This window comes from Clostridioides difficile ATCC 9689 = DSM 1296 (assembly GCF_001077535.1).
Classification (GTDB): Bacteria; Bacillota; Clostridia; order Peptostreptococcales; family Peptostreptococcaceae; genus Clostridioides; species Clostridioides difficile.
In genome coordinates this window covers 2,859,563-2,884,071 of the sequence record NZ_CP011968.1, presented here as the reverse complement: position 1 = coordinate 2,884,071, position 24,509 = coordinate 2,859,563, and the positions used below count along the sequence as shown (strand labels likewise).

Sequence of the window (24,509 nt, the reverse complement as noted above, 5' to 3'; positions counted from 1 at the left end):
TTGAGAAATCTATAACAAAGATTAAAAATAGGATAAAAATGTAAGAAAAATAGAAATTATTATATTTTTCAAAAATATATTGACTATTCAAATTATTTGTTATAGAATTTCATATAAACACAGATAAATTTTTAAAAGCGTTGATAGAGACATTTATCTTTAGATAATTTTACAGAGAATTGGGTATGCTGAGAACCAATGAATTTATAAAGATAAAAATCACTCTTGAGCTGCAGGCTGAACGATTAAATTCTACTAAGCTGTGCCGGTTAGTACCGTTATACTATTAGAGTGTTATATGTAGCTAGTATTTAGTTTACATATAGAATTAGGGTGGTAACGCGATTTATAACTCGTCCCTTTGGTTTAAAGGGGGCGAGTTTTTTAGTATTTAAATTTATGTGAAAGAATAAAAAATTTTGGAATTATAATATTTAGTAGGAAAGGGTGATTTACATGGCGAAATTTAAGCCATTGGTAGACAGTTCTGTAAAACAAGCAGAAGCACAAGTTTTTGATTATTGGAAAGACATAAATATACTTGAAAAAACTTTAGAAAAAGGGAAAGATGACCCAAGTTTCGTATTCTATGAAGGACCTCCAACAGCTAATGGAAATCCTGGAGTACACCATGTTTTATCTAGAACGCTTAAAGATTCAGTTTGTAGATATAAAACAATGTCTGGTTATCAAGTAAAGAGAAAAGCTGGTTGGGATACACATGGATTACCAGTTGAAATACAAGTAGAGAAAGAGTTAGGTCTTACTAGCAAGCAACAAATAGAAGAATATGGAATAGCTGAATTTAACCAAAAATGTAGAGAGTCAGTTTTCTCATTTGAAAAACAATGGAGAATAATGACTGAGAGAATGGCTTATGAAGTTGATTTAGATAATCCATATATAACTTTAGATAATAACTATATAGAGTCTGTATGGTGGATACTAAACAAATTCAACAAAGAAGGATATATATATGAAGGACATAAAATACTTCCTTATTGCCCAAGATGTGGAACTGGTCTTGCTAGTCATGAGGTTGCACAAGGATATAAAGAAGTAAAAACTAATACAGTTATAGCTAAATTTAAGAAAAAAGATGCTGATGAATACTTCTTAGCATGGACAACAACTCCATGGACTTTACCATCAAACGTTTCATTAACAGTAAATGCTGATGTAGATTATTTAAAAGTTAAAAAAGGTGATGAGGTATATTATGTATCTAAACCTTTAGCTGATAAAGTACTAGGTGAAGATTATGAAGTTTTAGAAGAAATGAAAGGTAAAGACCTAGAAGGTTTAGAATATGAACAATTAATGCCTTTTGTAGAAGTTGACAAAAAAGCATTTTTTATTACAGTAGGAGATTATGTAACTACTGAAGATGGAACTGGTATAGTTCATACAGCACCAGCATTTGGTGAAGATGACTACAACACAGGTAAAAGATATGATTTACCAGTTATTCAACCAGTAGATGAAACTGGTAAATTTACATCTACTCCTTGGGAAGGTAGATTTGTAATGGAAGATGGGCTAGATGTTGAAATAATAAAATGGCTAGCTTCTGAAAATAAATTATATAGCAAAGAAAAAGTAGTTCATAATTATCCACACTGCTGGAGATGTCAAACTCCATTAGTATACTATGCAAAACCAAGCTGGTATATAGAGATGACTAAACTTAAAGATAAATTAATAGAAAATAATAATGGTGTAAAATGGTTCCCAAGTTTTGTAGGAGAGAAGAGATTTGGAAACTGGTTAGAAAATCTAAATGACTGGGCAATATCAAGAACTAGATATTGGGGAACTCCACTTCCTATATGGAGATGTGAATGTGGTCATACAGATTCAGTTGGTTCAAGAGCTGAATTAGCTGAAAAAGCTATAGAAGATGTAAATCCAGAAACAGTTGAACTTCATAGACCATATGTAGATGATATACACTTAAAATGTGAAAAATGTGGAAAACCAATGACAAGAGTAACAGAGGTTATAGACTGTTGGTTTGATAGTGGGGCTATGCCATTTGCTCAACACCACTATCCATTTGAAAATAAGGAAAACTTTGACCAATTGTTCCCAGCTGACTATATATCAGAAGGTATAGACCAGACTAGAGGTTGGTTCTACTCATTACTTGCAGTATCAACATTTGTATTAGGAAAAGCACCATATAAGAGTGTTTTAGTTCCAGACCTTGTACTTGATAAAGATGGTAAGAAAATGAGTAAATCAAGAGGAAATACAGTAAATCCAATGGAATTATTTGACCAATATGGAGCAGATGCATTAAGATGGTATTTACTATATGTTTCTCCACCATGGACTCCAACTAAATTTGATATGGATGGATTAAAAGAAATCCAAAGTAAATTTATAGGTACTATGAAGAATGTATATAACTTCTTTACTTTATATGCAAACACAGATGATATAAATCCAACTGAATTTTTTGTAGAATATAAAGATAGACCAGAACTTGATAGATGGATATTATCTAAGTTCAATAATTTAATGAAAGATGTAGAAGAAAATTTAGCTATATTTGAGTTAAATAAAACTTTAAGAATGATACAAGATTTTATAAATGATGATTTATCTAACTGGTATATAAGACGTTCAAGAAGAAGATTCTGGGCAACTGAATTAACAGAAGATAAAAAAGCAGTGTACAATACAACTTATGAATTGTTACATGGTCTTTGTAGAGCTATAGCTCCATTTGCACCATATATGTCAGAAGAAATGTATAGAAACTTAACAGGAGAAGTATCTGTTCATTTAGCTGAATATCCTAAATGTAATGAAGAGTTAGTAGATACTAAATTAGAAGAAAAAATGGATTTAGCTAAAAACTTAGTTACTTTAGGTAGAGCTTCAAGAGAAGTAGAAAGAATAAAAGTTCGTCAACCATTACAAAAAGTGTTAGTAGATGGTAAGTTTGAAGATACAATAAGTGATGTAGTTGATTTAATAAAAGAAGAGCTTAATGTTAAAGAGGTAATATTTGCTAAGGATTTAGATGAGTATATGAACTTTAGTTTAAAACCAAACTTTAAGGAAGCAGGGCCATTATTAGGTTCTAAGATGAATTTATTCGTTGGAGCATTAAGTAAATTAAATGCTCATGAAACTGCTAATAAACTTGAAAAAGGTGAGACTTTAACAGTTGATTTAGATGGTGAAGCTTTTGAATTTAATAAGGATTTAGTATTAATAGGTATAACTGCTAAGGAAGGATTTAATGTATCTGTTGAAAACAATCTTTTTGTTATACTAGATACTAAGCTAACTGAAGAGTTGATTAATGAAGGTTATGCTAGAGAATTTATATCTAAAGTACAGCAATTAAGAAAATCTAATAACTTTGAAGTATTAGATAATATAGTAATAGAATACTGTGGTGATGATGAAATTGCTAAGGCTGTTGACCATTTTAATGAATATATCAAGTCTGAAACTTTAGCTTTAGAAATAAACAGAGTAGATGATAAATCTTTAGAGGAACAAAACTTAAATGACCATATGACAGGTATAAAAGTTATAAAAAAATAAAGAGAATAGTTAGTTAACCAAAATCCCTATAGAAATTAGTTTATAGATTTCTATAGGGATTTTTTATGTAATATAATTATCTATTCAATAAAATATTTTAATATTCCAAAATTTACAATAAATAAATCTATATAAATCATATAAATTATTTATGTCATGTGATAGAATATTAATGAATAAACGTTTAAGTGAGGATGAATAATATTTTTAGTAAGCTACTTCTGATAAATTTATTTGTAAATTTATCGTGTGTTCTGCAGGGTGGTTTATTTATTATGCAAAGGGGTGCGTTTTGATGTATGGTGAAAGTAAAAAGCTAAGTATTGATAATAACATATTTTTACAATATTGTCTTATTATATTGGGTATGATTCTATCAACCTTAGGAATAAATTTATATCTAGCACCAGCCAAGTTATTAAGTGGAGGAGTAGCTGGAATTTGTGTTATATTATACAAATTATTTGGTATAAATCAGGGAATATCAAGTTTCTTGATGAACATACCAATATTTATTATAGCTAGAAAGTATTTTGATAATAAATTTTTGCTAATAAGTTTTGTCAATATGTTACTATTTTCTCTAGCACTGGGGCTAACACAAGATATTGCTAAATATTTCCCAATAGATGATACTATGCTACAGTGTATTTATGGTGGTGCATTAACTGGTATAGGTATGGGGTTAACTTTTAAAGCAAGAGCTACTGCTGGAGGACTTGATATAATAGCAGCCATAATGAAAAGAAAGTATGATATACCTATGAAAAATACATTTTTATTTATTAATTTTTTTGTAGTATGTGCAGGAGCTTTTTTATTTGGAGCTAAATTGGTGATGTACACTTTAATTACAATGTATATAATTTCTTTTACTATGGATATAGGAAAAGATTGCTTTGATAGAAAAAAATCTATACTTTTAATATCAAATAAATATGATGAAATATCCAAAGTGATAATGAATAAAATGGGTAGAGGAGTCACTTTTTTGGAGGCAGAAGGTGCATATACACAAAATAAGAAAAAGATGATTTATTGCATAATATCTGCAAATGAAATAGGTAAATTTAAAGATTTAATTTATGATATGGATAGTGAAGCTTTTATTTCTGTCAATAACGTTGAAGAAGTAAAAGGTGGAGGTTTTAAGGATAAATTTCTTTAAGATTATATATGTTAATTATATATGTTAAAAAATGCCATATGTATTGAGATTATACCTAGTTAGATGTATACTGTAGTTAATGGGGTACATGAAGTACTCAATAATATACTAGGAGGTATAAGAATTATGTTAAGAGAAAGATTTGTAGTAAGAAATCATCATAATCCACATACAAGTGGGTGTTGTGGGACTGGAGGAGAAGGATGCTGTGGAGGAGATAACCATGAACATTCACATCAACATTCTCACAGTCATGGGCATGAACATGAGCATGTAAATGGTGTAGGTCACGACCATAATCATGATGATGGTTTTTCAGGTACTCATGAGCATAGCCACGAACATACACATACACATGGTCATGAACATTCAGATGGGCATACACATGAACATAAATAAAAACATTTTAAATTTATAAGAGATTTTTATTTTGTGATTCCATGAAGGTTTAAATAAAAATTGAATGTTTTAAGTAAAAATTATTGAGAATAAATAAGAAAGTGAACTGTTAAAGTAGATAACTTAAATAGTTCACTTTTATTAATTATCTAAGTATTAAGTTTAAATCCAATGATTAACTAAAAAAGAAGCTATATTTTCATAAGGTATTTTTTCTGTTTTTAATAAACTTTGGACAACTAAACCATCAACTATTGACATGAGCAAAAAAGAAAATGATTCAGCATCCTGTTCATTTTTGCTACTATTATATTTTTCTAGTGATTCAACAATTTCAGATTTAAGAGTAGTTCTCCATTCAATATATTTTAATCTTATTCTTTCCTTTAAATCATTATTTGAAGTAATTGCCTCACAAATAAGATACATATGTACCCTACCACGACTTTCTATAGTAGATATTTTCTCTAAGATTAAGTTAACCATTTCTATTTGAGAATTTTTTGATTTGACATTTTTTACACAGTTTAGTATAGCACTAGTTATAACTTCTAAATGAGTATCCGCAATATCATATATAATATCATCTTTAGATGCGTAGTGATAATACAAAGTACCTTTACTTATATTTACATCTTTTGCAATATCAGCAAGGCTAGTATTTTGAACTCCATTTTTGGCTATTAAATTGGTTGCAGATGATAAAATAGCCTGTTTCATATTATTTGTTTTCATAAAACCTACCTTTCCATGTATATTTATAACAAATTAATAACATTATAAGCTTATGGATATTTATTGTCAATAAAGCGAGAATCTATATCTATTGACTTTTTTTCATTCAATATATAAAATAATAATTAAATCGGTCGTACGACCGACTGAATAAATAAAATAATATCTTATAGTGAGGTTAATATGGATAAAATAAAATTGATAGTGGACAGTGCATGTGACTTACCTGATGATATAATAGAAAAATACAACATAGAAGTTGTTGGTTTAAATGTATCTTTTGGAGAAGAAAGTTATATATCTGGAAAGGAAATAGATAATGAAACTTTCTATAGAAAAATGAGTGAGAGTAAAGTACTACCAAAAACATCATGTCCTTCTCCTGATAAATTTTTAGAAGCATACCATTGTCAGGAAGAAAGTGTATTAGTGATTAATATAAGTTCAGGATTATCTGGGACTTATAATAGTGCACTTTTAGCAAAAGATATGTTTGAAAAGGAAGGAAATAACAAGAAAGTTGAGGTTATAGATTCACTTAGTGGGTCAATTGGAATAGGACAATTAGTGTTAAAAGCAGCAATATTAATAAAAGAAGGAAAAGAAATTGAAGAGATTGTTTCAATAATAAATAAATATAAAGATAATCCTCCATTTTTTGGAACACTTGAAACTTTAGAAAATGCTATTAAGGGTGGTAGAATAAATCCAATAGCAGGAAAAATTATAAATACCTTGAATTTTAAGGCGATAATACAAGTTGCAGATGGCGTTGTAACTCCTATAGATAAGGCAAGAGGTGAAGGAAACAGTTTGAAAAAGCTGATTACTTTAGTAGAGTCAAAAATTAAAGATAAAGAAGAAAAGGTTTTATTTATAGGACATGCTAATTGCCCAGAAAAAGCTCAAAAGGTGAGGGAGGTTATGGAAAAGGATGTAAAATACAAAGATGTTGTAATCTGTGAAATTGGTTCAGTGATGGGGACATATACTTCAAAGGGTGCAATCTTAATAACTGCAATATAAATACTGCAATATAAATAATGGATTGAAATAAATCATAGATTGAGAAATTAAAGCCATATAAAAATGTTTAAAACATTTTTATATGGCTTTTTAATTTTATCAAATTGATTTTAGAATTAACCAACTACACATATTTCTTTGTCATGTTTGTTTAATATCTCACAACCATCTTCAGTAACAAGTACTAAATCTTCTATTCTAACTCCGAACTCACCTGGTAAATATATACCTGGCTCTATAGAGAATATCATTCCTGGTTGTACAGTATCTGTATTTATAGAAGATACATCTCCTTTATCATGAACTTCAAGTCCTATAGAGTGACCAGTTCTATGAGTGAAGTACTGTCCATATCCCTTTTCAGTTATGTAGTCACGAGCAGCAGCATCTATATCACAGAATCTAACACCTGGTTTTACAATAGCTTCAGCTCTCTTATTAGCTTCAAGAACTATTTCAAATATTTCTCTACCTTTTTCAGGTATTTCTTTATAGAATACAGTTCTTGTCATATCAGCACAATAGTTATCTTTTATACAACCTATATCTAAGATTATTGCATCTCCTGGTTTCACAAGTGCATTTCCAGGTTCACCATGTGGATTAGCTCCATTAGGTCCAAAACCTATAATAGGGTCAAATGAAAATCCATCAGTACCTAGGTCTTCATATATTTTAGATAATTTACCAACAAGTTGTTTTTCTGTAAGTTCACCAGAAACAGTAGCTTTAAGTTGTTCCATAGCCTTGTCATTTAATTTTGAAGCTATTCTCATTAACTCTTTTTCTTCTTCATCTTTACACATTCTTAAAGTATCTATTATATAAGATGAATTTACAAACTTACTTCCTCCACCTAATTCTATTAAGTTTAATAAGAATCTAGCTGGCCAGTTTTTATCAACACCCATAGTAGCATTTTTGTCTATATGTTCAGTTATTATTTCTACTGGATTTTGAGTATCATTAAACCAAACCATTTCAACACCTAAATCTTCTGAAACTGGGAATAATTCATTTATAAATAATTTATTATTGCCATTTAAATTTAAGTATAATGCTAATAGTCTTTCGCCTGGATGGATTAGTACTCCTGTAAGATAAAATATAGAAGTAGGGTCACTTACTAACATTTGAGAAATATCATCTTTTTTCATTTGTTCAAGTACAGCATTTAATCTTTGAGCTTTCATAATAATTTCCTCCTAATCAAAATTCAATACAAATCAATTTTAGCATTATTAAACAAAAAAGAGTATACTTTTCTTCTAGAAATATAAAAAAAATTTGTTATATATTTTTTATATTAAGTTTAATCTCTACTTTTGCATTAAATACGGAAGTAAAATGACTTTTTATTGTGAAAATTCTATAAAAGTAATAAATTAAGTCTATAAAGTTATGTATTTTATCTTTTTATATACTAATGAAAAATAATAAATAAAATTTTATAATAAAATAATATTGAAACAATTTTAAAAATTTAGTATCATTAGAATTAAAGTGGTAAAACTTTTAAATTTATCATTTTTAATAAGATTTGATTTCAAAGTATTTAAGGTTTATTATTAAAACTGTTTTTGAATATGCAAATATTTTGAAAAATATCAGTTTAATAATAATGAATCTATTTTATTAATTTTGAAATTAAATTTAAAATAATTAATAGAGAGGGGAAATTAAATTAGGATGGAAAAGAAAAAAATAGGCCTATGGAGTTTGGTATTTATGAATGTATCAGCTTTATATGGTATAAGATGGATAGCTAAATCTACAGCATCAAGCTTTGGTTTAGGATTAGGTGCAATACCTATGTGGTTATTATTCTCATTTATATACTTTGTACCAGGAGCTTTAATTTGTGCTGAATTAGCTTCTACATATCAAAAAGGTGATGGAGGTCTTTACGATTGGGTTAAGGAAGCCTTTGGAGAAAAGTATGGATTTTTAGTTTCTTGGTTAAACTGGACAGCTAAAATATTTTGGTATTCTTCATTTTTAACTTTCTTAGCAGTAAATGTTTCTTATACAATAGGAAATCCAGCCCTTGCTGATAATAAGATGTTTGTACTTATATTATCTTTAATAATATTCTGGGCATTATCTCTTATAGCAACTAAAGGAATAAGTTTTACAAAAATATTTACTAATACAGGTGCATTAGGTTCAACAATACCAAGTGCTATACTTATAATATTTTCATTTGTAGCAGTATTTGTGTTGAAAAAACATGATATAGCTTCTACATACACAATAGCTTCAATGACTCCAAAACTTAATATGGATGCATTTGTTGCTATATCAGCTATAATGTTTGGTTTAGCAGGAGCAGAGACTGCTGCTAACTTCATAACAGAAATAGATAAGCCTGAAAAGAACTTCCCTAAGGCAATATTAATATCAGCTGGAATAGTAGCTTCATTATATGTATTAGGTTCAATTGCAATAACAATGATAATACCACCAGACCAAATTACTGCTTCTAAAGGTGTATTAGATGCACTTTCTGCTGTTTGTGCGTCTTTAGGAATTGGTTCTTGGTTGGTTCAATTAATAGCTTTTGGTATAGCTTTTTCAGTATTAGGAGCAATAGTTCTTTACATAGCATCACCAATAAAAATGTTATTTGGTAGTGTTAAAAAAGGAATATTTCCAGATAGTTTAGTAGAGGTAAATGAACACAAGATACCTTCTAAAGCAGTTATACTTCAAGCAATAATAGTTACTATAATACTATTGGTGACTACATTAATGCCTTCTGTTGATGCTATATACAATGTTCTTGTAACTATGACAGCATTAACTGCATTATTCCCATATGTATTGTTATATGCTTCTTATATTAAACTAAGAAAAGAGAGACCAGATGAAATTAGACCTTATACTATGGCAAAATCAACAAGTACTTGCCTAGGTTTAGCAAAAATGGTTTTAGTTGTAACTGTAGTGGGTATATTATTATCTGCAGCACCAGTTATGCCTACATTTGCTGAAAATGTTATATATGAGATAGAGATGATTGGTGGAGGTCTTCTAGTTATATTATCTGGTCTATGGTTATGGAATAGATATGAAAAGAAAACAGCTAAATAAAATGTATTTTAAAAATTTCTTTTGGATATTATAATATATAGTTGACAATTTATAGTGTAAGGAATATTATAAAATAAAGAAATTAATAAATTAAATCCTGAGATAAGAAATAGTAAATAAATATATTTTTGCACAGAGAATTAAGGATGCTGAGAACTTAATAAAAAGTATTTATTGAATGGGTCTTTGAGGAGTAAAATGAAATGTAATTTAAGATTACAGAGTATTTGATATCGTGTATGCACGTTATAGCATATATTAAGATATATATATTCAATTTTGAGTGTATATAAATTTAGGTGGTACCACGGAAAATATATCCGTCCTATTGATTTAGGACGGATTTTTTAATATAGAAAATTTAGGAGGAAAAATGAACGTAATAGGAATTATAGGTGCAATGGATGAAGAAGTTAGTATTTTAGTTGATTTAATGGATATTAGAGAGACTATAAAAAAAGCTAGCTTAGAATTTTATAAGGGAATTTTGGAAGGTAAGAATGTAGTATTAGTAAAGTGTGGCATAGGTAAGGTTAACTCTGCTCTTTGTGCCCAGATACTAATAAGCGAATTTAAGGTTGATGCTATTGTTAATACAGGTGTTGCAGGAGCTTTAAACGAAAAACTTGATGTTAATGATATAGTAATATCAACTGATGCTATACAGTATGATGTAGACACTACAGCATTTGGAGACCCTAAGGGAGTTATACCAAGAATGAAGACTTCTGTATTTAAAGCAGATGAAAGACTTATAGATGCTGCTTACAAATCTTCTGTGGAAGAAGTAAAGACTCATAAAGTATTAAAAGGAAGAGTAGTTACAGGAGATAAATTTATAAATTCTAAAGAATTAAAAGAAGAATTAGTAAATGATTTTGGTGGATATTGTGGAGAAATGGAAGGTGGAGCTATAGCTCATGTATGCTATTTAAATAATACTCCATTTGTAATAATAAGAGCAATGTCTGATAAGGCAGATGGAAGTGCTGATGTTACTTATGATGTATTTGTACATGATGCTGCCAATAACTCTAAAGACATAGTTTTAAATATGTTAAAATCAATATAAATATATAAGGAGGTACAAAAAAATGAGTGAAAAAAAAGTTATATTTAGTGGAGCACAGCCATCAGGCAAAATGACTTTAGGAAATTATTTAGGAGCTATAAAAAACTGGACTGAACTTCAAGACAATTATGATTGTTATTATAGTATAGTTGATTTACATGCAATAACAGTACCTCAAGACCCTAAAGTTTTAAGAGCCAATACTATAGAATTACTTGCTCAATATATAGCTTGTGGATTAGACCCAGAAAAAAATACTATATTTATACAATCACATGTCAAAGAGCATGTTGAACTTATGTGGGTATTGAATACTATGACTTATATGGGTGAATTAAGTAGAATGACTCAATTCAAAGATAAATCACAAAAGAGTGAAGCAAATCTAAATGCAGGTTTATTCACATATCCAGTTCTTATGGCTGCTGACATATTGTTGTATCAAACTGACCTAGTTCCAGTTGGAGATGACCAAAAACAACATTTAGAATTAGCTCGTGATTTAGCAAATAGATTTAATAATAGATTTTCACCTACTTTTGTAGTTCCAGAAGGATACTACCCAAAAGGTGGAGCAAGAGTGATGAGTTTGCAAGAGCCAACTAAAAAAATGAGTAAATCCGATTCAAATGAAAATGCATTTATACTATTAGCAGATGATTCAGATTCTATAAAGAGAAAGATAAAAAGAAGTGTTACTGATTCTTTAGGTGTTGTAAAATACAATGATGAACAACCAGGTATTAAAAATCTAATTGATATATATTCTAATTTAAGTAAAAAGAGTGTAGAAGAGATTGTAAACATGTATGAAGGAAAGGGTTATGGCATATTTAAAGAAGATGTGGCTGAAGTAGTATCAGAAGCTTTAAGACCTATAAGAGAAAAATATGTTGACCTTCTTAATAATAAAGATTATTTAGAAAAAATATATAGTATGGGAGCAGAAAAAGCCGAAAAACAAGCTAGAAAAACTCTTAGAAAAGTTTATAAAAAAGTTGGATTTATAGAGAGAAGATACTAATTATTAGCTATCTTTACTTGATAAATAAATTTTAAAGTTATTAAAAAGGTATATGATATGAAAGAGAGAGTCTCAAAGTGAACTTTTGTTCATGAGGCACTCTTTTTTGTATGAAATAAAATATATTTTAATCATTTCAACAATGAAAAAGAGGATTATCTCTATTTTGAGACAGCATCTTTTGATAATAAAAAAAGATGAGCTTTTGCTCATCTCAAAGGGGTTAGATTATTCTTACTTTGGGGAAAGTAGAATAAAGGTAAAAGTTAACTGATGTCAACTTTGTCTTTTTTGCATATCACTACTGAGCATAAAAAAATCAGAAAACCATAGCCTTCTGAAACAACTTCTAACATACATTGTATTTTATACCCAATATGTAATTTATGAGTTAATTTTAACTCTTATAATGAAAATTGTCAATAATATATCAAAAAAATATTTTTTAAATTTATATAATTAAATGAATTTATGTTTATATATAGGTGATATGATACAGATAATTATCTTTTTAATACAATATAGTTCTAAAAAAGAATATATTAGAAGAAGATAATATTTAAATAAAAAATACCTTATAAAGTTAATTTTTTAATACTTTATAAGGTAAATACATATTGTATTGTGGGGATAAATTTAAATCATTTGATACTAATCAACACTAAGAACCAATAACTCTCTATCATCTTGAGTAATTGTATATATTCTTAATTTCTTGTATGTCATAATATTTTCTCCACCTGTAAAATAACTCCTAAGATTAACACAATCAGTTTTAGGTTGATTTGTATCTCCTAAATAATTACGCAATTCTTTATCTTTAGTTTCAATATCTTTAAATCCAAAATATTGTAAAGTAGCTTCAACTCTATATTTTTGGACATAATCGAGAGCTTCTTTATTAGTTTATGTTGGTGTAAAATACATACCATTTATATAAGCCTTTATTGTACTTGGATTAAATTTAAAATCTGCAGAATATATTTTATGTGTAACTATTATTTCTTGAACAGTTGGAATTTTAACTTCTGGTTCATCAAGTATTTCAGGAGTACTATTTAGCTCTGTAATAGATAAGTTATCTAAGTATATTGTATCACTATCAATTAATGCTATATTTATATTAGAAGAATCTTTTTCAGTAGTTTCAAATTCATAACTAAATTTTGTATATCCTTGTTCTAGTACCAAATAATCCGTTTTTTCTTCTTTTACTTTTATATTTACAATTATTGAATTATATGTTAAAGGATTTTTTGAATTTTACTAAAAACATAACGTTTATAAGGTTTTAGTTCAGACATAGGTATTTTAATCTTCGTCTCACCATTTAATCTATTTGCTGAGCCTTTTAAACCATCTTGATTTGTAGTATTAACATTACTCCATATACTAGGGTAATTATTGTAATCATCAAAATTAGTAAAGTAAGTTGGTGTTTTTATAAGTATATTCATTCCTCTTTCAAGTTTAACATTACATATTTGTTTATCAGACAAAGTTTTTAAACTGTCTTTAATCTTATTGCCTATATTATCATCAAATATGAGTTCAACACAACTTTCATCTATTGGTATATTATTAAAATATAACAAACCATCTTTTTTAGTAGTGCCAAAAGTTTTTTCAATTGCTTCTCCAATTGTAAGTTCAGGTGTTTTATCTTCTGGGACCTGTAAACTTTTAGCAGTAATTCTTCTTTTGTAAGATTCATTTTCTGTATCTAATATAATAGATACAGAAATACTGTCAATTTGACCTATATCGTCTTACCAACTATTTCATTCTGTTACTATTTGTCCAGAACCATTTTTTGTACCAAAATTTCCACTTACTTGTGTTGTTTCTAATTTAATTTGCTTTCCATCATCTAATTTTTTTAATTAATTATAATTTATAGGAATCAGTCTAGAACTAAATTGATACATTGTGTTAAGAGCCATAGGTGAAAATCCTTTTTTGAGATAAGTATTTCCAGGAGATAGATTATTGCCAATTTGATTTTCTTGTGCTTTGATAGTTGATAATGCATCTCCATCTAACACTAAATTTGTTGTTGGTGTCACTTTGTACATAGGTGCAGTACCTGTGTTGTAGTATCTAATATTTGCATTTATATATGCAGATTCTCCTTTGTTTATACTTAATCCAGTATTTCATGATTATCCATTGCTATTTTGAACAGCAGTTGAATTATCTGTTGTATGGTAATAATTTGTCTTGTATAGTTTCTTTAAACTCATTAAATTTTTCTAATGAAATTTCGTTTTGATTTTTTGTTCTTATTACTTTATTAAATGCAAATTTTTCTGGAGATTCAAAATAATATACATACATAGGTTTATCTATTTTATTTTTTGATATAGCATTTCGAAGTTCTCTATATTCTTTTTCTCAAGAATTTGCTTCTATTTGATAATCATAAAAATAATTTCTTGTCTGAGAATATTTGCTTATCTCTATAGAATCTTTTTTATATGATCCTAATACTTCTTTTTCAGATTTTTCAAGTTTTTGATCTTTTCTTTCTCATTCTTTAGCCTTTTCTTTATCTTTAAAAAAATCCTTCTGATCTTTCTATAGGAGCCTTGTAAGTAGTATTACAAACTTTTCCACTATAGCTTTGTAAATCTTGTGCATAAATGTTATTAGGTAACAAACTACCTAAAGTTAGATATAATATCAACAATATAGATATACAATTACTAATACTTTTATGTTTCCTAAATTTTTTCATTTATTCTCCCTACAAATATTAGTTTAGTTAACTTTTGAATTTTAATTTATTTAGATTATATAATCTAAATAAGAATTTTTTATATAAATTTCATAAAATATGTAGGTATATATCATAAAAATATGTATTTATATGATATGTCAGTACAAAATAACAACTGAATATTTTAAAGAGACTATTTCGTACTTTTATGATTTAATGAGCTATCTTATCGAATCATAATCTAGGAACAATTGTTATAATATCTAATAGTAGTTATATATGATATAGTCAGTATGTGTTTTTTCACAATATGATTATTATATAGAGGATTCTTAGGGATTACTCTTTTTGTATAAAAAAGAGATGGTTCAAATTTTTATCTTGAGACATCTCCTTTTTCTATTTATTATGTTTTAATAATATTCTTTAAAATATTTCTATATGTATTAGATATACGACATATATGGCCATTACTCATTTTAATATTATTTTTCTTTAGGTCGAGAGAAACAATATGATATTTATTAACTACAAAAGATTTATGTACACGGATAAAGCATGCATCTAAATCTGGTAAAGACTTTAAACTTTTATAGAATTCAAATATTCTAGAAGTAGTCACTAATTTTATTTTATGTGGAATAGTGCTTGTTTCAAAATATATAACTTCATCAAATGAAATTTTCCATAGTGAGAAATCTGAATAGATAGTAAAAAAATTAGAGCGATAATTTTTTTCTTTAATGTATCTTTTGTGAGCAATTTTAATACAAGCTTTTATTTTACTTTCAGCAATTTCCATATCATGTTTTAGTATAAAGTCCATAACTTCTAACCTATAATCGAAGATCCCTAAAATCATTTCTATATGATTTGTAAGAAATATGATTGGACTAATATAATCTGATTCTCTAATTTTTTGTGCTATCCATAATCCATCAGATAATTCATTACTTATCTTATATTTTGCGTCTACAACTATAAAATATATTCTTACTTTATTTTTTTCAGTAAGCTCTTTTAATAACAAATTTGCATTATGATATAATCTTACAACATCATTATCAAAACCTTCTTTTATTAAAATATTATTTATTTTTTCTTTTAGTTTCATTCCAAAACAAACATCATTATCAAAGATTAATATATCCACTAAATACCCTCCTATAAAAAATTCAAAAGTAAAAAAACAAAAGTATTTTATAGAAAATACATAAAATAACACTAGGAGATAAATAAGATTAAGGATAGTTAGAATTAAGGTATATTTATGCTTGTTTATATAGTATATCTTATACTTATAGTTTACAATAATAAAGTAAATTAAATCAATATATTATTATAAAAAATTTATTTATATTAAATAATATGTTTTATATTAACTTAGATAATAAAAATTTTCTGGAATTTTTATTCTTATACGTGATAAAAATAGTTATAACTATGTATTTCAGAAAATAAAATTTATAGGTATTTTTTTTAGAAGAATTATTTAACAATAATTATAGAAGTAACTTTCAAGGTTGACAAATTATTATGGTAAATATACATTATAATAATTTATTGTCAAACATATTATTTTAAATATGGGATTTATTTACTTTATCGATATACGGCTATATAATAAATATATAACAGAGAGATGATAATGTGTGTTTAACACAATTAAATCAAATGAGATATTTGAACAAAGAATAGTATAAAATTTTTAAAGAAATATGTTGTATGAGTAAGAATCTACATAATATTGTATTATATGATATTCGAAAGTATTATTTCTAAGAAAAGAGATTTCTAAAGTATAAAATTAAATACTAGAATTGTAAAGTTAATAATAACTACAAGTTATTACAAGCTTATGCTAGCTAGTATTAGTTGTTAATAGAAGTACAACTATTTCTTATTTAATTAAAAGATTAAATGTGGAAAGTTTTGTGATAGGATTACTTCAAATATGTAATTTATAACAACCATAATAAATTTAGAGTGTGTAAAAATTTATTTTTTAAAGGGGGATTATGAAAACATCAATTTTAATCGCATTAATAGAAAAGACAAGCCTTATTGTAGTATTGTTTCTTCTAATAACAAAGTTAAAAATATTTAAGCAGATATTTCAAAAGGAAGAATATAGTTTTAATGACTTGGTCTGTATAGCATTAGTTTTTACTTTTTTAGCCATATTTGGAACTTATAGTGGTATAAATTATATGGGGTCAATAGTAAACACTAGAATAATATCTATAGTATCAGGTGGCATTTTATTTGGTCCGATGGTAGGTATTACAGCAGGAGTTTTTTCAGGGATTCATAGATATTTTATGGATATTGGGGGGATAACATCTGTTCCATGTCTTTTATCAAGTATACTAGCAGGTGTATTATCAGGATTTCTATATAAGAGGATACCAAAACAACATAGAGTAATGTATGGAATATTGGTAGGCATGATTTCTGAAAGTTTTACTATATTACTTATATACTTAATATCATATCCACATTCTTTAGCAATTCAAATAATCGGTGGAATATATTTACCTTTAATAGTTGGGCAGATTGGAATAGGATTTGTTATATCTATAGTAGAGGGGATTGAGAAAGATAAAAAAGATATAGAAGCGAGAAATAAAGCAGAAATAAAAGCACTTCAAAGACAAATTAATCCACATTTTTTGTTTAATTCCCTAAACACAATAGCTTCATTTATAAGATTTAGTCCAGATAAGGCTAGAGAGTTAATAATAAATTTATCAACTTATCTAAGATATAATCTTGAATATAGTGATAACTTAATTGATATAAATAAAGAGATTGAACAAGTTAAATCTTTTGTAGAGATAGAAAAAGCTAGGTTTGGAGAATTACTAACTGTATCTTATGATATAGAAGATGTAAATATAAAGATTCCAAGTTTGATTATACAACCATTAGTGGAAAATGCAATAATACATGGTATTTTAGAAAGTGGTAGAGCTGGTGTAGTGAAAATATCCATAAAAAAGTTACCGTATTCATTAGAAAATACTGTGAGAATATCAATAGAGGATAATGGTATAGGTATAAGTGAGGAAATTATAAATAATGTATATCAAGATAATATGCCAGAAAATAAGATTGGGCTTTATAATGTACATTTAAGGCTTAAACTGATGTATGGAAGAGGGCTTAATATAAGAAGAATAGATAATGGGACTTTGATAGTATTTTATGTAAAGGAGTAGAAGTATGAGAGCTATAATAGTGGAAGATGAATTTCCAGCAAGAAAGGAATTGAGATATTTTATTGAAAATAAAAGTGGAATCGAGGTAGTAAGTGAATTTACCAATGGTATAGAGGTGTTAGACTTTATTCAGGAAAATAAAATAGATGTAATTTTTTTAGATATAAATATACCTCATCTTGATGGAATGCTACTTGCAAAAACATTAAATCAGTTTAAATCAAGACCTAAAATTGTTTTTATAACAGCATATGAAAGTTATGCAGTAGATGCTTTTTCTTTGGATGTATTTGATTATATATTGAAACCATATTCTGAAGAGAGAATTATTTCTATGCTGAATAAATTAGAAAAAAGTGAGATGAGTGATATTGAACTATCTAATGTAAATAGTAATTTATACAAATATAAGAAGGAAGCAGTAAATCAGGAGATAGAAGAAATAACACATAAAATTAGCCTTTGGAAAGGTGATAAATTAGTTGTAATAGATATTGATGATATATATTACTGTGAAGCTAATGAAAGGCAGACATTTATATATACTGAGAAAGAAAAGTTTATATTAAAAGAAGGCATATCAGAAGTCGAAAATCTTATAAATGATAAAACATTTTTTAGAACACATAGGTCTTATATCGTAAACTTAACCAAAGTAAAAGAAATTATACCATGGTTTAATAATACATACATATTAAAATTAAAAAATAGTGATTATGAAGTAACTGTAAGTAGAAGCAAAGTAAAAGAATTTAGGCTGTTAATGCATATATAAAGTCATTTCATGTACTTAAATATGCACTTAATGTAATTAATATTTATATTAGCATAAAAAAGTATTACTATTTGAACTGGAAATAGTTTTCTTAAACTCATAAAAATTTATAAAGCAATTATATAAAAACTAAGGGGATGAATTTATGGTAAGCTTTTTAGGTTCAATAGTAGTACTTATAGTAGGTTATTTTGTCTATGGTACTTTTGTAGAAAAGGTTTTTGGAACCAATGACAAAAATCAAACTCCAGCTATAGCTTGTAGGGATGGAGTAGATTATGTGCCAATGAAATGGAAGAGAATCTTTTTAATTCAGTTTCTAAATATAGCAGGGTTAGGTCCGATATTTGGAGCTATACAAGGAGCATTATTTGGACCATCAGCATTTTTATGGATTGTGTTTGGAACAATCTTTGCTGGTGGAGTACACGATTTTGCTTCAGGATATCTATCAATGAAAAACAAAGGTACATCTGCATCAGAGTTGGTAGGACTTTATCTAGGAAATGGTGCAAAAATAGCAATGAGAATATTTAGTGTTATTCTTTTAGTATTGGTTGGAGTTGTATTTGTAACAGGTCCAGCAGGATTATTAAAGACATTGACAGGTGTAAACGCACAAATATGGGTTGGAGTGATAATACTTTATTATATTATGGCTACGGTTTTACCAATAGATAAATTGATTGGTAAAATATATCCTTTATTTGGAGCAGCATTATTAATTATGGCAGTAGGTGTAGCTGGAGGATTGATAATAAAGGGGTATAACATACCAAATATAAATTTACAAAATATGAATCCAAATGGAACACCTTTATTCCCATACTTATTTATAACAATAGCATGTGGAGCAATATCAGGTTTTCATGCAACTCAATCACCACTTATGGCGAGATGTGTTGAGAAAGAGAGTGAGGCAAGACCAGTATTTTATGGGTCAATGGTTGCAGAAGGTATAATAGCTTTAGTTTGGGCAGCAGCAGCCATGTCATATTTCCATGGCATACCTCAACTTAATGTGATATTTAATGATGGTGGAGCAGCAACAGTAGTAAATACAGTATCTGTTGGATTAATGGGTCCTATTGGAGGAGCTTTAGCTATACTTGGAGTTGTGGCATGTCCTATAACTTCTGGAGATACAGCATTTAGAAGTGCTAGGCTGACAATAGCAGATGCAATGAATTATAATCAAGATGCAGTCAAAAATAGATTTTTAATAGCTTTACCATTATTCGCAGTTGGTGTTGCTCTTACATTTATAGATTTTAATATAATTTGGAGATATTTCTCTTGGGCAAATCAAACACTTGCAATGATAATGTTGTGGACTGGTTCTGCATATTTAGTCAAAGCAAATAAAAACCATTATATAACTACATTACCAGCACTTTTTATGACTGTAGTAACATTTAGTTATATAATGCAAGCAAAAGAAGGATTTAGACTACCAGTTAATATATCTAATGGAATAGGTGTTATTGTAGCAATAATTCTTGGTCTTTTATTCTTTAAAAAAGCAAAGCATATTAAGGAACAAAATAATCATAAATTGGCAAGTTAGTAAAATAATAACTATAAAAATCAAAAAATTGTATTTAAATTATGTTCAAAAAAGAGGCTATCTCAAAATAGAGATAAGTCTCTTTTTTATTGCTGAAAGGATAAAAATATATTTGATTTTATATAAAAAAGAGGGTTAAATGAACTAAAAATTTCATTTTGAGACATTCTATTTTTCGAATCAAATCTTATTTTTATTGTATGTTTAATTTACTTTTCCACATACTATTTTTATGATGTAAATATTAAAATTAGAGGTGTTAAAAATGGATACTAAAAAATATAAAGATAAATTATTGAAAGAAAGAGAAAATTTAACTAATTTAGTAGAGGATATGAAAGATAATACTTTATTTGGAGATACAACTAAACATACAAGTGAAAAGTATTCATCAGGAGAATTATCTAGTTATGATAATCATATAGGAGACATGGGAACAGATTTATATATGCAAAATATGCAAAACAGTCTAATAAATCATGAAGAGGGAAGATTGTATCAAATAGACTTAGCATTATCTAAAATAGAGAATGGAACATATGGAATTTGTGATTTATGTCATAATCAAATAGATTTAGAAAGATTGGATATATTGCCAGATACAAGTTTATGTAATGATTGTGCAAATAAAGAAAATAATTTATTAGGTGATGCAATGCAAAACCCTGATGTAGAAGATTCTAACTTTTATTCAGAAGACCTAACAAATTTAACTGATTTAAATAAAAATGGAATATTGAGAGATTAAAAAACTGACATTATAAAATATATTGCTAGAATGAATTAGAAAAGAGGTAATGACATGAAGAAAATAATATGGGGTATATGTATATGTTTATTATCTATAGTAGGTGTATATACATATAGTCATAATACACATAATCAAGATAGTTCAAAAGAAGCATATAGTTTAAATGACAATATAAAAGACGATTATGAAGATGTAATAATAAAAAAAGGAAATGAGGATGAAAAAATTTTAGCATTGACTTTTGATGATGGTCCAGATGAGGATTTTACACCACAAGTACTTGATATATTAAAGAAAAATGATGTAAAAGCAACTTTTTTTGTAGTTGGAGAAAAAGTAGAATATAACAAAGAATTATTAAAAAGACAATATGATGGGGGGCATGAAATAGGGAATCATACATTTACACATATAAATGTTGCAAAAAATAGTTATAGTAGTGTTGAAAAAGAAATAACAGATACGCAAAATATTATAAAAAGTGTAATAGGAGTAGAACCAAAGATATTTAGACCTCCATATAGAGCCATGAGTAAAAGTGTCTGTGATATTATAGTTTCTAAAGGCATGAATATAATTCTTTGGTCAAACTTAGACCCTAGAGATTGGTCTAACCCTGGAGTAGATGCAATTATAAATACTATCCTTACAAAGGTCCAAAATGGTAATATAATACTTTTACATGATTATAACACTAAAAGAAATGATAAATCACAAACTATACAAGCTTTAGAAGTAGTAATTCCTAAATTAAAAGAGAGAGGATATAAATTCGTAACAGTATCTGAACTTATACAACATTTAGATAAAAATAAGCAAGTGCAAAAGTAAAAATATTTGTTTGAAGATTAGTGGTGATTGTAAGTTTAAATTACAGACATCATTAATCTTTAATCTATAAAATACACAAAAAATATTGATTAGTATGGTATTTTTAAATTTTTTATACATAATGATATGATTTTAAATATGTAGAAATCTACAATATAAAAAAAGTAGTACTATTTTAAATTTTGTTCTAGCTTTATTAAGAAAATACAATTTTAATAAAGTTGCTCTTTAGAGCATTTTTTTTGTATAATAATAGTGTGCTTCAAATAAAATTGGTTTTTAAATAATTTATAGGGGGAAAAATCATTGCTATATATATTAATAATAATTCTACTCATAGGTTTAGACCAACTGTCTAAAATATGGGTATTGAATAATTTGGTGGATGTATCAACAATACCAATAATAAATAATGTATTTCATTTAACTTATGTCGAAAATAGAGGTGCAGCATTTGGATTATTACAAAATAATCAATGGATATTTATAATTGTTGCATTACTTGCAACAGTATTTGGACTATACTATCTTAATACAAGGAAAGTACATATATTTGGAAGGTTGGGAATTATATTAATTATATCTGGTGCATTGGGAAATCTAATTGATAGAGTACGATTAGGTTTTGTAGTAGATTACTTCGACTTTAGAATTATATGGGAATATGTATTCAATATAGCTGATGTATTTGTAGTTGTAGGAACTGTGTTTTTATGTATATATGTTTTATTTTTTGAAAGTAAAAGTAGGTGATATAATGGATGAAGTAAAAGAGTTTTTAGTACTTGAAGAGGAAGAAGAAGTTAGACTTGATATTTATCTAGCAGAACAATTAGGTGATATGTCAAGAAGTTATATACAAAAAATTATAAAAGATGGAAAAGTAAAGGTTAATAATAAAGTAGAAAAAGCTAGATATCTGGTTAAAGAGGAAGATAATATTGTTATAGAGATACCAGAACCTAAAGTATTAGAAGTTTTACCTCAAGATATTCCAATAGATATTGTATATGAAGATGATGATGTCTTAATAATAAATAAACCTCAGGATATGGTTGTCCATCCTGCTCCTGGAAACTATGAAAATACGTTAGTAAACGGGATTTTATATCATTGTAAAGATAAGTTGTCATCAATAAATGGCGTTATTAGACCTGGTATAGTTCATAGAATAGACAAAGATACTTCTGGTCTTCTTATGATAGCTAAGAACAATTATGCACATAATTTTCTAGCAGAACAGTTAAAGGAACATACTATAACTAGGGAGTATGAATTTATATGCTATGGTGTGGTTAAAGAAGATAAAATAACTGTTGATAAACCTATAGGGAGAAATCCTAAGGATAGATTAAAAATGGCTGTAGTAAAAGATGGAAAAAATGCAATCACTCACTTTGAAGTTGTAGAAAGATTTGATAAGTTTACACATATGAGAGCTAGGCTTGAAACTGGTAGAACTCATCAAATAAGAGTTCATGCTTTGTCTATAAATCACCCACTTTTAGGTGATTATGTATATGGTCCAAAAGAAACTAAATTTAAATTAAAAGGACAAACTTTGCACGCTAAGAAGTTGGGATTTATACATCCTACTACTAAGGAATATATCGAATTTAATTCAGAATTACCTGAGTATTTTAAGGAAGTTATTAAAAAGATAAAATAACCATTTGTATAATACTTATAAATTATTTTTTGTTTTTATATAAGTAAATAAATTTAGTGAAATTTAAATAAAATATCTTATATTAAAGTATTTTGTTTAAAAAAGCTTGAAAAATTTGAAATATAAATATATAATTTGATTTGATAGATTAAAAAATTATCTTTAAACGATACAGAGATATCGTAAGACAATTGCTAAATTGCACTGTATATTTTTTATATAAGAGCTTCTTGTCTTGTGATGAGAAGTTTTTTTGTTGTTTAAATTGAAATTTTAAATAAAAATAAATTTATAAAAAATTAAAAGAAAGGAGTAGATTTGTCAAATAGATATATTATATCTTTGACAATAATTATGATATGGTAGAAAAAGCTCAATTAATGGATGAAAAGGCAATAGCAAGAGCAATTACTAGAATAAGTCATGAAATAATTGAAAGAAATAAAGGTGTAGAAAATCTAGTTTTAGTTGGAATAAAGACTAGAGGTGTGCCAATTGCAAATAGAATTTCTAAGAAAATAGAACAAATAGAAGGAACAAAAGTAGATACAGGAGATATTGATATAACTTTGTATAGAGATGATTTGGAAAAAATTCATGTTGAACCTGTAGTTAAAGGAACTTATTTAGATTTTAATGTAAATGATAAGACAGTAGTTTTAGTTGATGATGTTTTATACACTGGAAGAACTGTGAGAGCTTCACTAGATGCTATTATAGATATAGGAAGACCTAAATCAATACAATTAGCAGTGCTAGTGGACAGAGGGCATAGAGAGTTGCCTATAAGAGCAGATTATGTAGGAAAAAATGTACCTACTTCTAGACATGAAATTATATCTGTCAGTTTATTAGAAATTGATGGAGAAGATTCAGTTACAATCAAAGAGTAATT

Annotated in this window: 18 protein-coding genes, 2 pseudogenes and 2 other annotated features; of the genes and pseudogenes, 15 read left to right on the top strand and 5 right to left on the bottom strand. The window is 27.3% G+C overall.

Features of this window, described 5'->3' with window-relative positions:
* Positions 1–131: 131 nt before the first annotated feature.
* Positions 132–364, top strand: a binding site (T-box leader).
* A 92-nt stretch (positions 365–456) separates the two neighbouring features.
* The 3 genes from ileS (at position 457) to CDIF1296T_RS13790 (ending at position 5,131) form a co-directional block, all read left to right on the top strand.
* Positions 457–3,564 carry an isoleucine--tRNA ligase gene (gene ileS / locus CDIF1296T_RS13800; protein ID WP_004454939.1) on the top strand — a complete coding sequence of 1,036 codons (3,108 nt, stop codon included), beginning with the start codon at positions 457–459 and terminating at the stop codon, positions 3,562–3,564.
* A 295-nt stretch (positions 3,565–3,859) separates the two neighbouring features.
* On the top strand, positions 3,860–4,732 hold the full coding sequence (locus CDIF1296T_RS13795) for a YitT family protein (protein ID WP_003426922.1): 873 nt from the start codon (positions 3,860–3,862) through the stop codon (positions 4,730–4,732).
* Positions 4,733–4,858: 126 nt separating this feature from the next.
* Positions 4,859–5,131 carry a hypothetical protein gene (locus tag CDIF1296T_RS13790; protein ID WP_009890831.1) on the top strand — a complete coding sequence of 91 codons (273 nt, stop codon included), beginning with the start codon at positions 4,859–4,861 and terminating at the stop codon, positions 5,129–5,131.
* 162 nt (positions 5,132–5,293) lie between these two features.
* Here the strand turns inward: CDIF1296T_RS13790 and CDIF1296T_RS13785 are convergent, their stop codons facing one another.
* Positions 5,294–5,866, bottom strand: coding sequence for a TetR/AcrR family transcriptional regulator (locus CDIF1296T_RS13785; protein WP_009897804.1), 573 nt, complete (start codon positions 5,864–5,866; stop codon positions 5,294–5,296).
* A 183-nt stretch (positions 5,867–6,049) separates the two neighbouring features.
* Here CDIF1296T_RS13785 and CDIF1296T_RS13780 point away from each other — a divergent pair, with 183 nt between their 5' ends.
* Positions 6,050–6,892, top strand: a complete 843-nt coding sequence (locus CDIF1296T_RS13780) for a DegV family protein (protein ID WP_009890830.1) — start codon at positions 6,050–6,052, stop codon at positions 6,890–6,892.
* A gap of 116 nt (positions 6,893–7,008) precedes the next feature.
* Here CDIF1296T_RS13780 and CDIF1296T_RS13775 read toward each other — a convergent pair whose 3' ends face one another.
* Positions 7,009–8,085 carry a M24 family metallopeptidase gene (locus tag CDIF1296T_RS13775; RefSeq protein WP_003426912.1) on the bottom strand — a complete coding sequence of 359 codons (1,077 nt, stop codon included), beginning with the start codon at positions 8,083–8,085 and terminating at the stop codon, positions 7,009–7,011.
* Positions 8,086–8,581: 496 nt separating this feature from the next.
* On the opposite strand from CDIF1296T_RS13775, the gene CDIF1296T_RS13770 reads away from it, so the two are divergent.
* From CDIF1296T_RS13770 to trpS, 3 genes are all read left to right on the top strand, one after another.
* Entirely contained in the window at positions 8,582–9,985 is a 1,404-nt protein-coding gene (locus CDIF1296T_RS13770) for an APC family permease (RefSeq protein ID WP_003426910.1), read from the top strand.
* Positions 9,986–10,075: 90 nt separating this feature from the next.
* Positions 10,076–10,316: a binding site (T-box leader), on the top strand.
* 42 nt (positions 10,317–10,358) lie between these two features.
* On the top strand, positions 10,359–11,057 hold the full coding sequence (locus CDIF1296T_RS13765) for a 5'-methylthioadenosine/adenosylhomocysteine nucleosidase (RefSeq protein WP_003416187.1): 699 nt from the start codon (positions 10,359–10,361) through the stop codon (positions 11,055–11,057).
* Between the two features lie 22 nt (positions 11,058–11,079).
* A complete protein-coding gene (trpS, locus tag CDIF1296T_RS13760) occupies positions 11,080–12,081 on the top strand; it encodes a tryptophan--tRNA ligase (protein WP_004454934.1) in 1,002 nt (333 codons plus the stop codon).
* A 651-nt stretch (positions 12,082–12,732) separates the two neighbouring features.
* Here the strand turns inward: trpS and CDIF1296T_RS19575 are convergent.
* From CDIF1296T_RS19575 to cdtR, 3 genes and pseudogenes are all read right to left on the bottom strand, one after another.
* Positions 12,733–14,300, bottom strand: a pseudogene (locus tag CDIF1296T_RS19575) (iota toxin protein Ib); the annotation flags it as partial.
* Positions 14,293–14,818 (bottom strand): annotated as a pseudogene (locus CDIF1296T_RS19775) (ADP-ribosyltransferase family protein); the annotation flags it as partial. The pseudogenes CDIF1296T_RS19575 and CDIF1296T_RS19775, both read right to left, overlap by 8 nt.
* 388 nt (positions 14,819–15,206) lie before the next feature.
* Positions 15,207–15,953 carry a LytTR family response regulator CdtR gene (gene cdtR, locus CDIF1296T_RS13735; RefSeq protein ID WP_018112857.1) on the bottom strand — a complete coding sequence of 249 codons (747 nt, stop codon included), beginning with the start codon at positions 15,951–15,953 and terminating at the stop codon, positions 15,207–15,209.
* A gap of 865 nt (positions 15,954–16,818) precedes the next feature.
* Between cdtR and CDIF1296T_RS13730 the strand changes: the two genes are divergently transcribed.
* The 8 genes from CDIF1296T_RS13730 to pyrR all read left to right on the top strand — a co-directional run bounded on the left by CDIF1296T_RS13730 (position 16,819) and on the right by pyrR (position 24,507).
* Positions 16,819–18,021 carry a sensor histidine kinase gene (locus tag CDIF1296T_RS13730; protein WP_004454923.1) on the top strand — a complete coding sequence of 401 codons (1,203 nt, stop codon included), beginning with the start codon at positions 16,819–16,821 and terminating at the stop codon, positions 18,019–18,021.
* A 4-nt stretch (positions 18,022–18,025) separates the two neighbouring features.
* Positions 18,026–18,796, top strand: coding sequence for a LytR/AlgR family response regulator transcription factor (locus CDIF1296T_RS13725; RefSeq protein ID WP_009897796.1), 771 nt, complete (start codon positions 18,026–18,028; stop codon positions 18,794–18,796).
* Between the two features lie 145 nt (positions 18,797–18,941).
* Positions 18,942–20,363, top strand: coding sequence for a carbon starvation CstA family protein (locus CDIF1296T_RS13720; protein WP_004454919.1), 1,422 nt, complete (start codon positions 18,942–18,944; stop codon positions 20,361–20,363).
* A gap of 265 nt (positions 20,364–20,628) precedes the next feature.
* Complete coding sequence (locus CDIF1296T_RS13715; RefSeq protein WP_009903274.1) at positions 20,629–21,111, top strand: TraR/DksA C4-type zinc finger protein; 483 nt, start codon at positions 20,629–20,631, stop codon at positions 21,109–21,111.
* Positions 21,112–21,165: 54 nt separating this feature from the next.
* Complete coding sequence (locus CDIF1296T_RS13710; protein WP_009897794.1) at positions 21,166–21,945, top strand: polysaccharide deacetylase family protein; 780 nt, start codon at positions 21,166–21,168, stop codon at positions 21,943–21,945.
* A gap of 306 nt (positions 21,946–22,251) precedes the next feature.
* Complete coding sequence (gene lspA, locus CDIF1296T_RS13705; RefSeq protein WP_004454916.1) at positions 22,252–22,698, top strand: signal peptidase II; 447 nt, start codon at positions 22,252–22,254, stop codon at positions 22,696–22,698.
* Entirely contained in the window at positions 22,667–23,614 is a 948-nt protein-coding gene (locus tag CDIF1296T_RS13700) for an RluA family pseudouridine synthase (RefSeq protein WP_004454913.1), read from the top strand. The genes lspA and CDIF1296T_RS13700 overlap by 32 nt, the downstream gene beginning before the upstream one ends.
* 359 nt (positions 23,615–23,973) lie before the next feature.
* Entirely contained in the window at positions 23,974–24,507 is a 534-nt protein-coding gene (gene pyrR, locus CDIF1296T_RS13695) for a bifunctional pyr operon transcriptional regulator/uracil phosphoribosyltransferase PyrR (RefSeq protein ID WP_003431186.1), read from the top strand.
* Positions 24,508–24,509 lie beyond the last annotated feature (2 nt).

Coding starts and splice junctions, on each gene's coding strand:
- ileS (WP_004454939.1), top strand. CDS start 457: ATGGCGAAATTTAAGCCATTGGTAGACAGTTCTGTAAAACAAGCAGAA.
- CDIF1296T_RS13795 (WP_003426922.1), top strand. CDS start 3,860: ATGTATGGTGAAAGTAAAAAGCTAAGTATTGATAATAACATATTTTTA.
- CDIF1296T_RS13790 (WP_009890831.1), top strand. CDS start 4,859: ATGTTAAGAGAAAGATTTGTAGTAAGAAATCATCATAATCCACATACA.
- CDIF1296T_RS13785 (WP_009897804.1), bottom strand. CDS start 5,866: ATGAAAACAAATAATATGAAACAGGCTATTTTATCATCTGCAACCAAT.
- CDIF1296T_RS13780 (WP_009890830.1), top strand. CDS start 6,050: ATGGATAAAATAAAATTGATAGTGGACAGTGCATGTGACTTACCTGAT.
- CDIF1296T_RS13775 (WP_003426912.1), bottom strand. CDS start 8,085: ATGAAAGCTCAAAGATTAAATGCTGTACTTGAACAAATGAAAAAAGAT.
- CDIF1296T_RS13770 (WP_003426910.1), top strand. CDS start 8,582: ATGGAAAAGAAAAAAATAGGCCTATGGAGTTTGGTATTTATGAATGTA.
- CDIF1296T_RS13765 (WP_003416187.1), top strand. CDS start 10,359: ATGAACGTAATAGGAATTATAGGTGCAATGGATGAAGAAGTTAGTATT.
- trpS (WP_004454934.1), top strand. CDS start 11,080: ATGAGTGAAAAAAAAGTTATATTTAGTGGAGCACAGCCATCAGGCAAA.
- CDIF1296T_RS13730 (WP_004454923.1), top strand. CDS start 16,819: ATGAAAACATCAATTTTAATCGCATTAATAGAAAAGACAAGCCTTATT.
- CDIF1296T_RS13725 (WP_009897796.1), top strand. CDS start 18,026: ATGAGAGCTATAATAGTGGAAGATGAATTTCCAGCAAGAAAGGAATTG.
- CDIF1296T_RS13720 (WP_004454919.1), top strand. CDS start 18,942: ATGGTAAGCTTTTTAGGTTCAATAGTAGTACTTATAGTAGGTTATTTT.
- CDIF1296T_RS13715 (WP_009903274.1), top strand. CDS start 20,629: ATGGATACTAAAAAATATAAAGATAAATTATTGAAAGAAAGAGAAAAT.
- CDIF1296T_RS13710 (WP_009897794.1), top strand. CDS start 21,166: ATGAAGAAAATAATATGGGGTATATGTATATGTTTATTATCTATAGTA.
- CDIF1296T_RS13700 (WP_004454913.1), top strand. CDS start 22,667: ATGTTTTATTTTTTGAAAGTAAAAGTAGGTGATATAATGGATGAAGTA.
- pyrR (WP_003431186.1), top strand. CDS start 23,974: ATGGTAGAAAAAGCTCAATTAATGGATGAAAAGGCAATAGCAAGAGCA.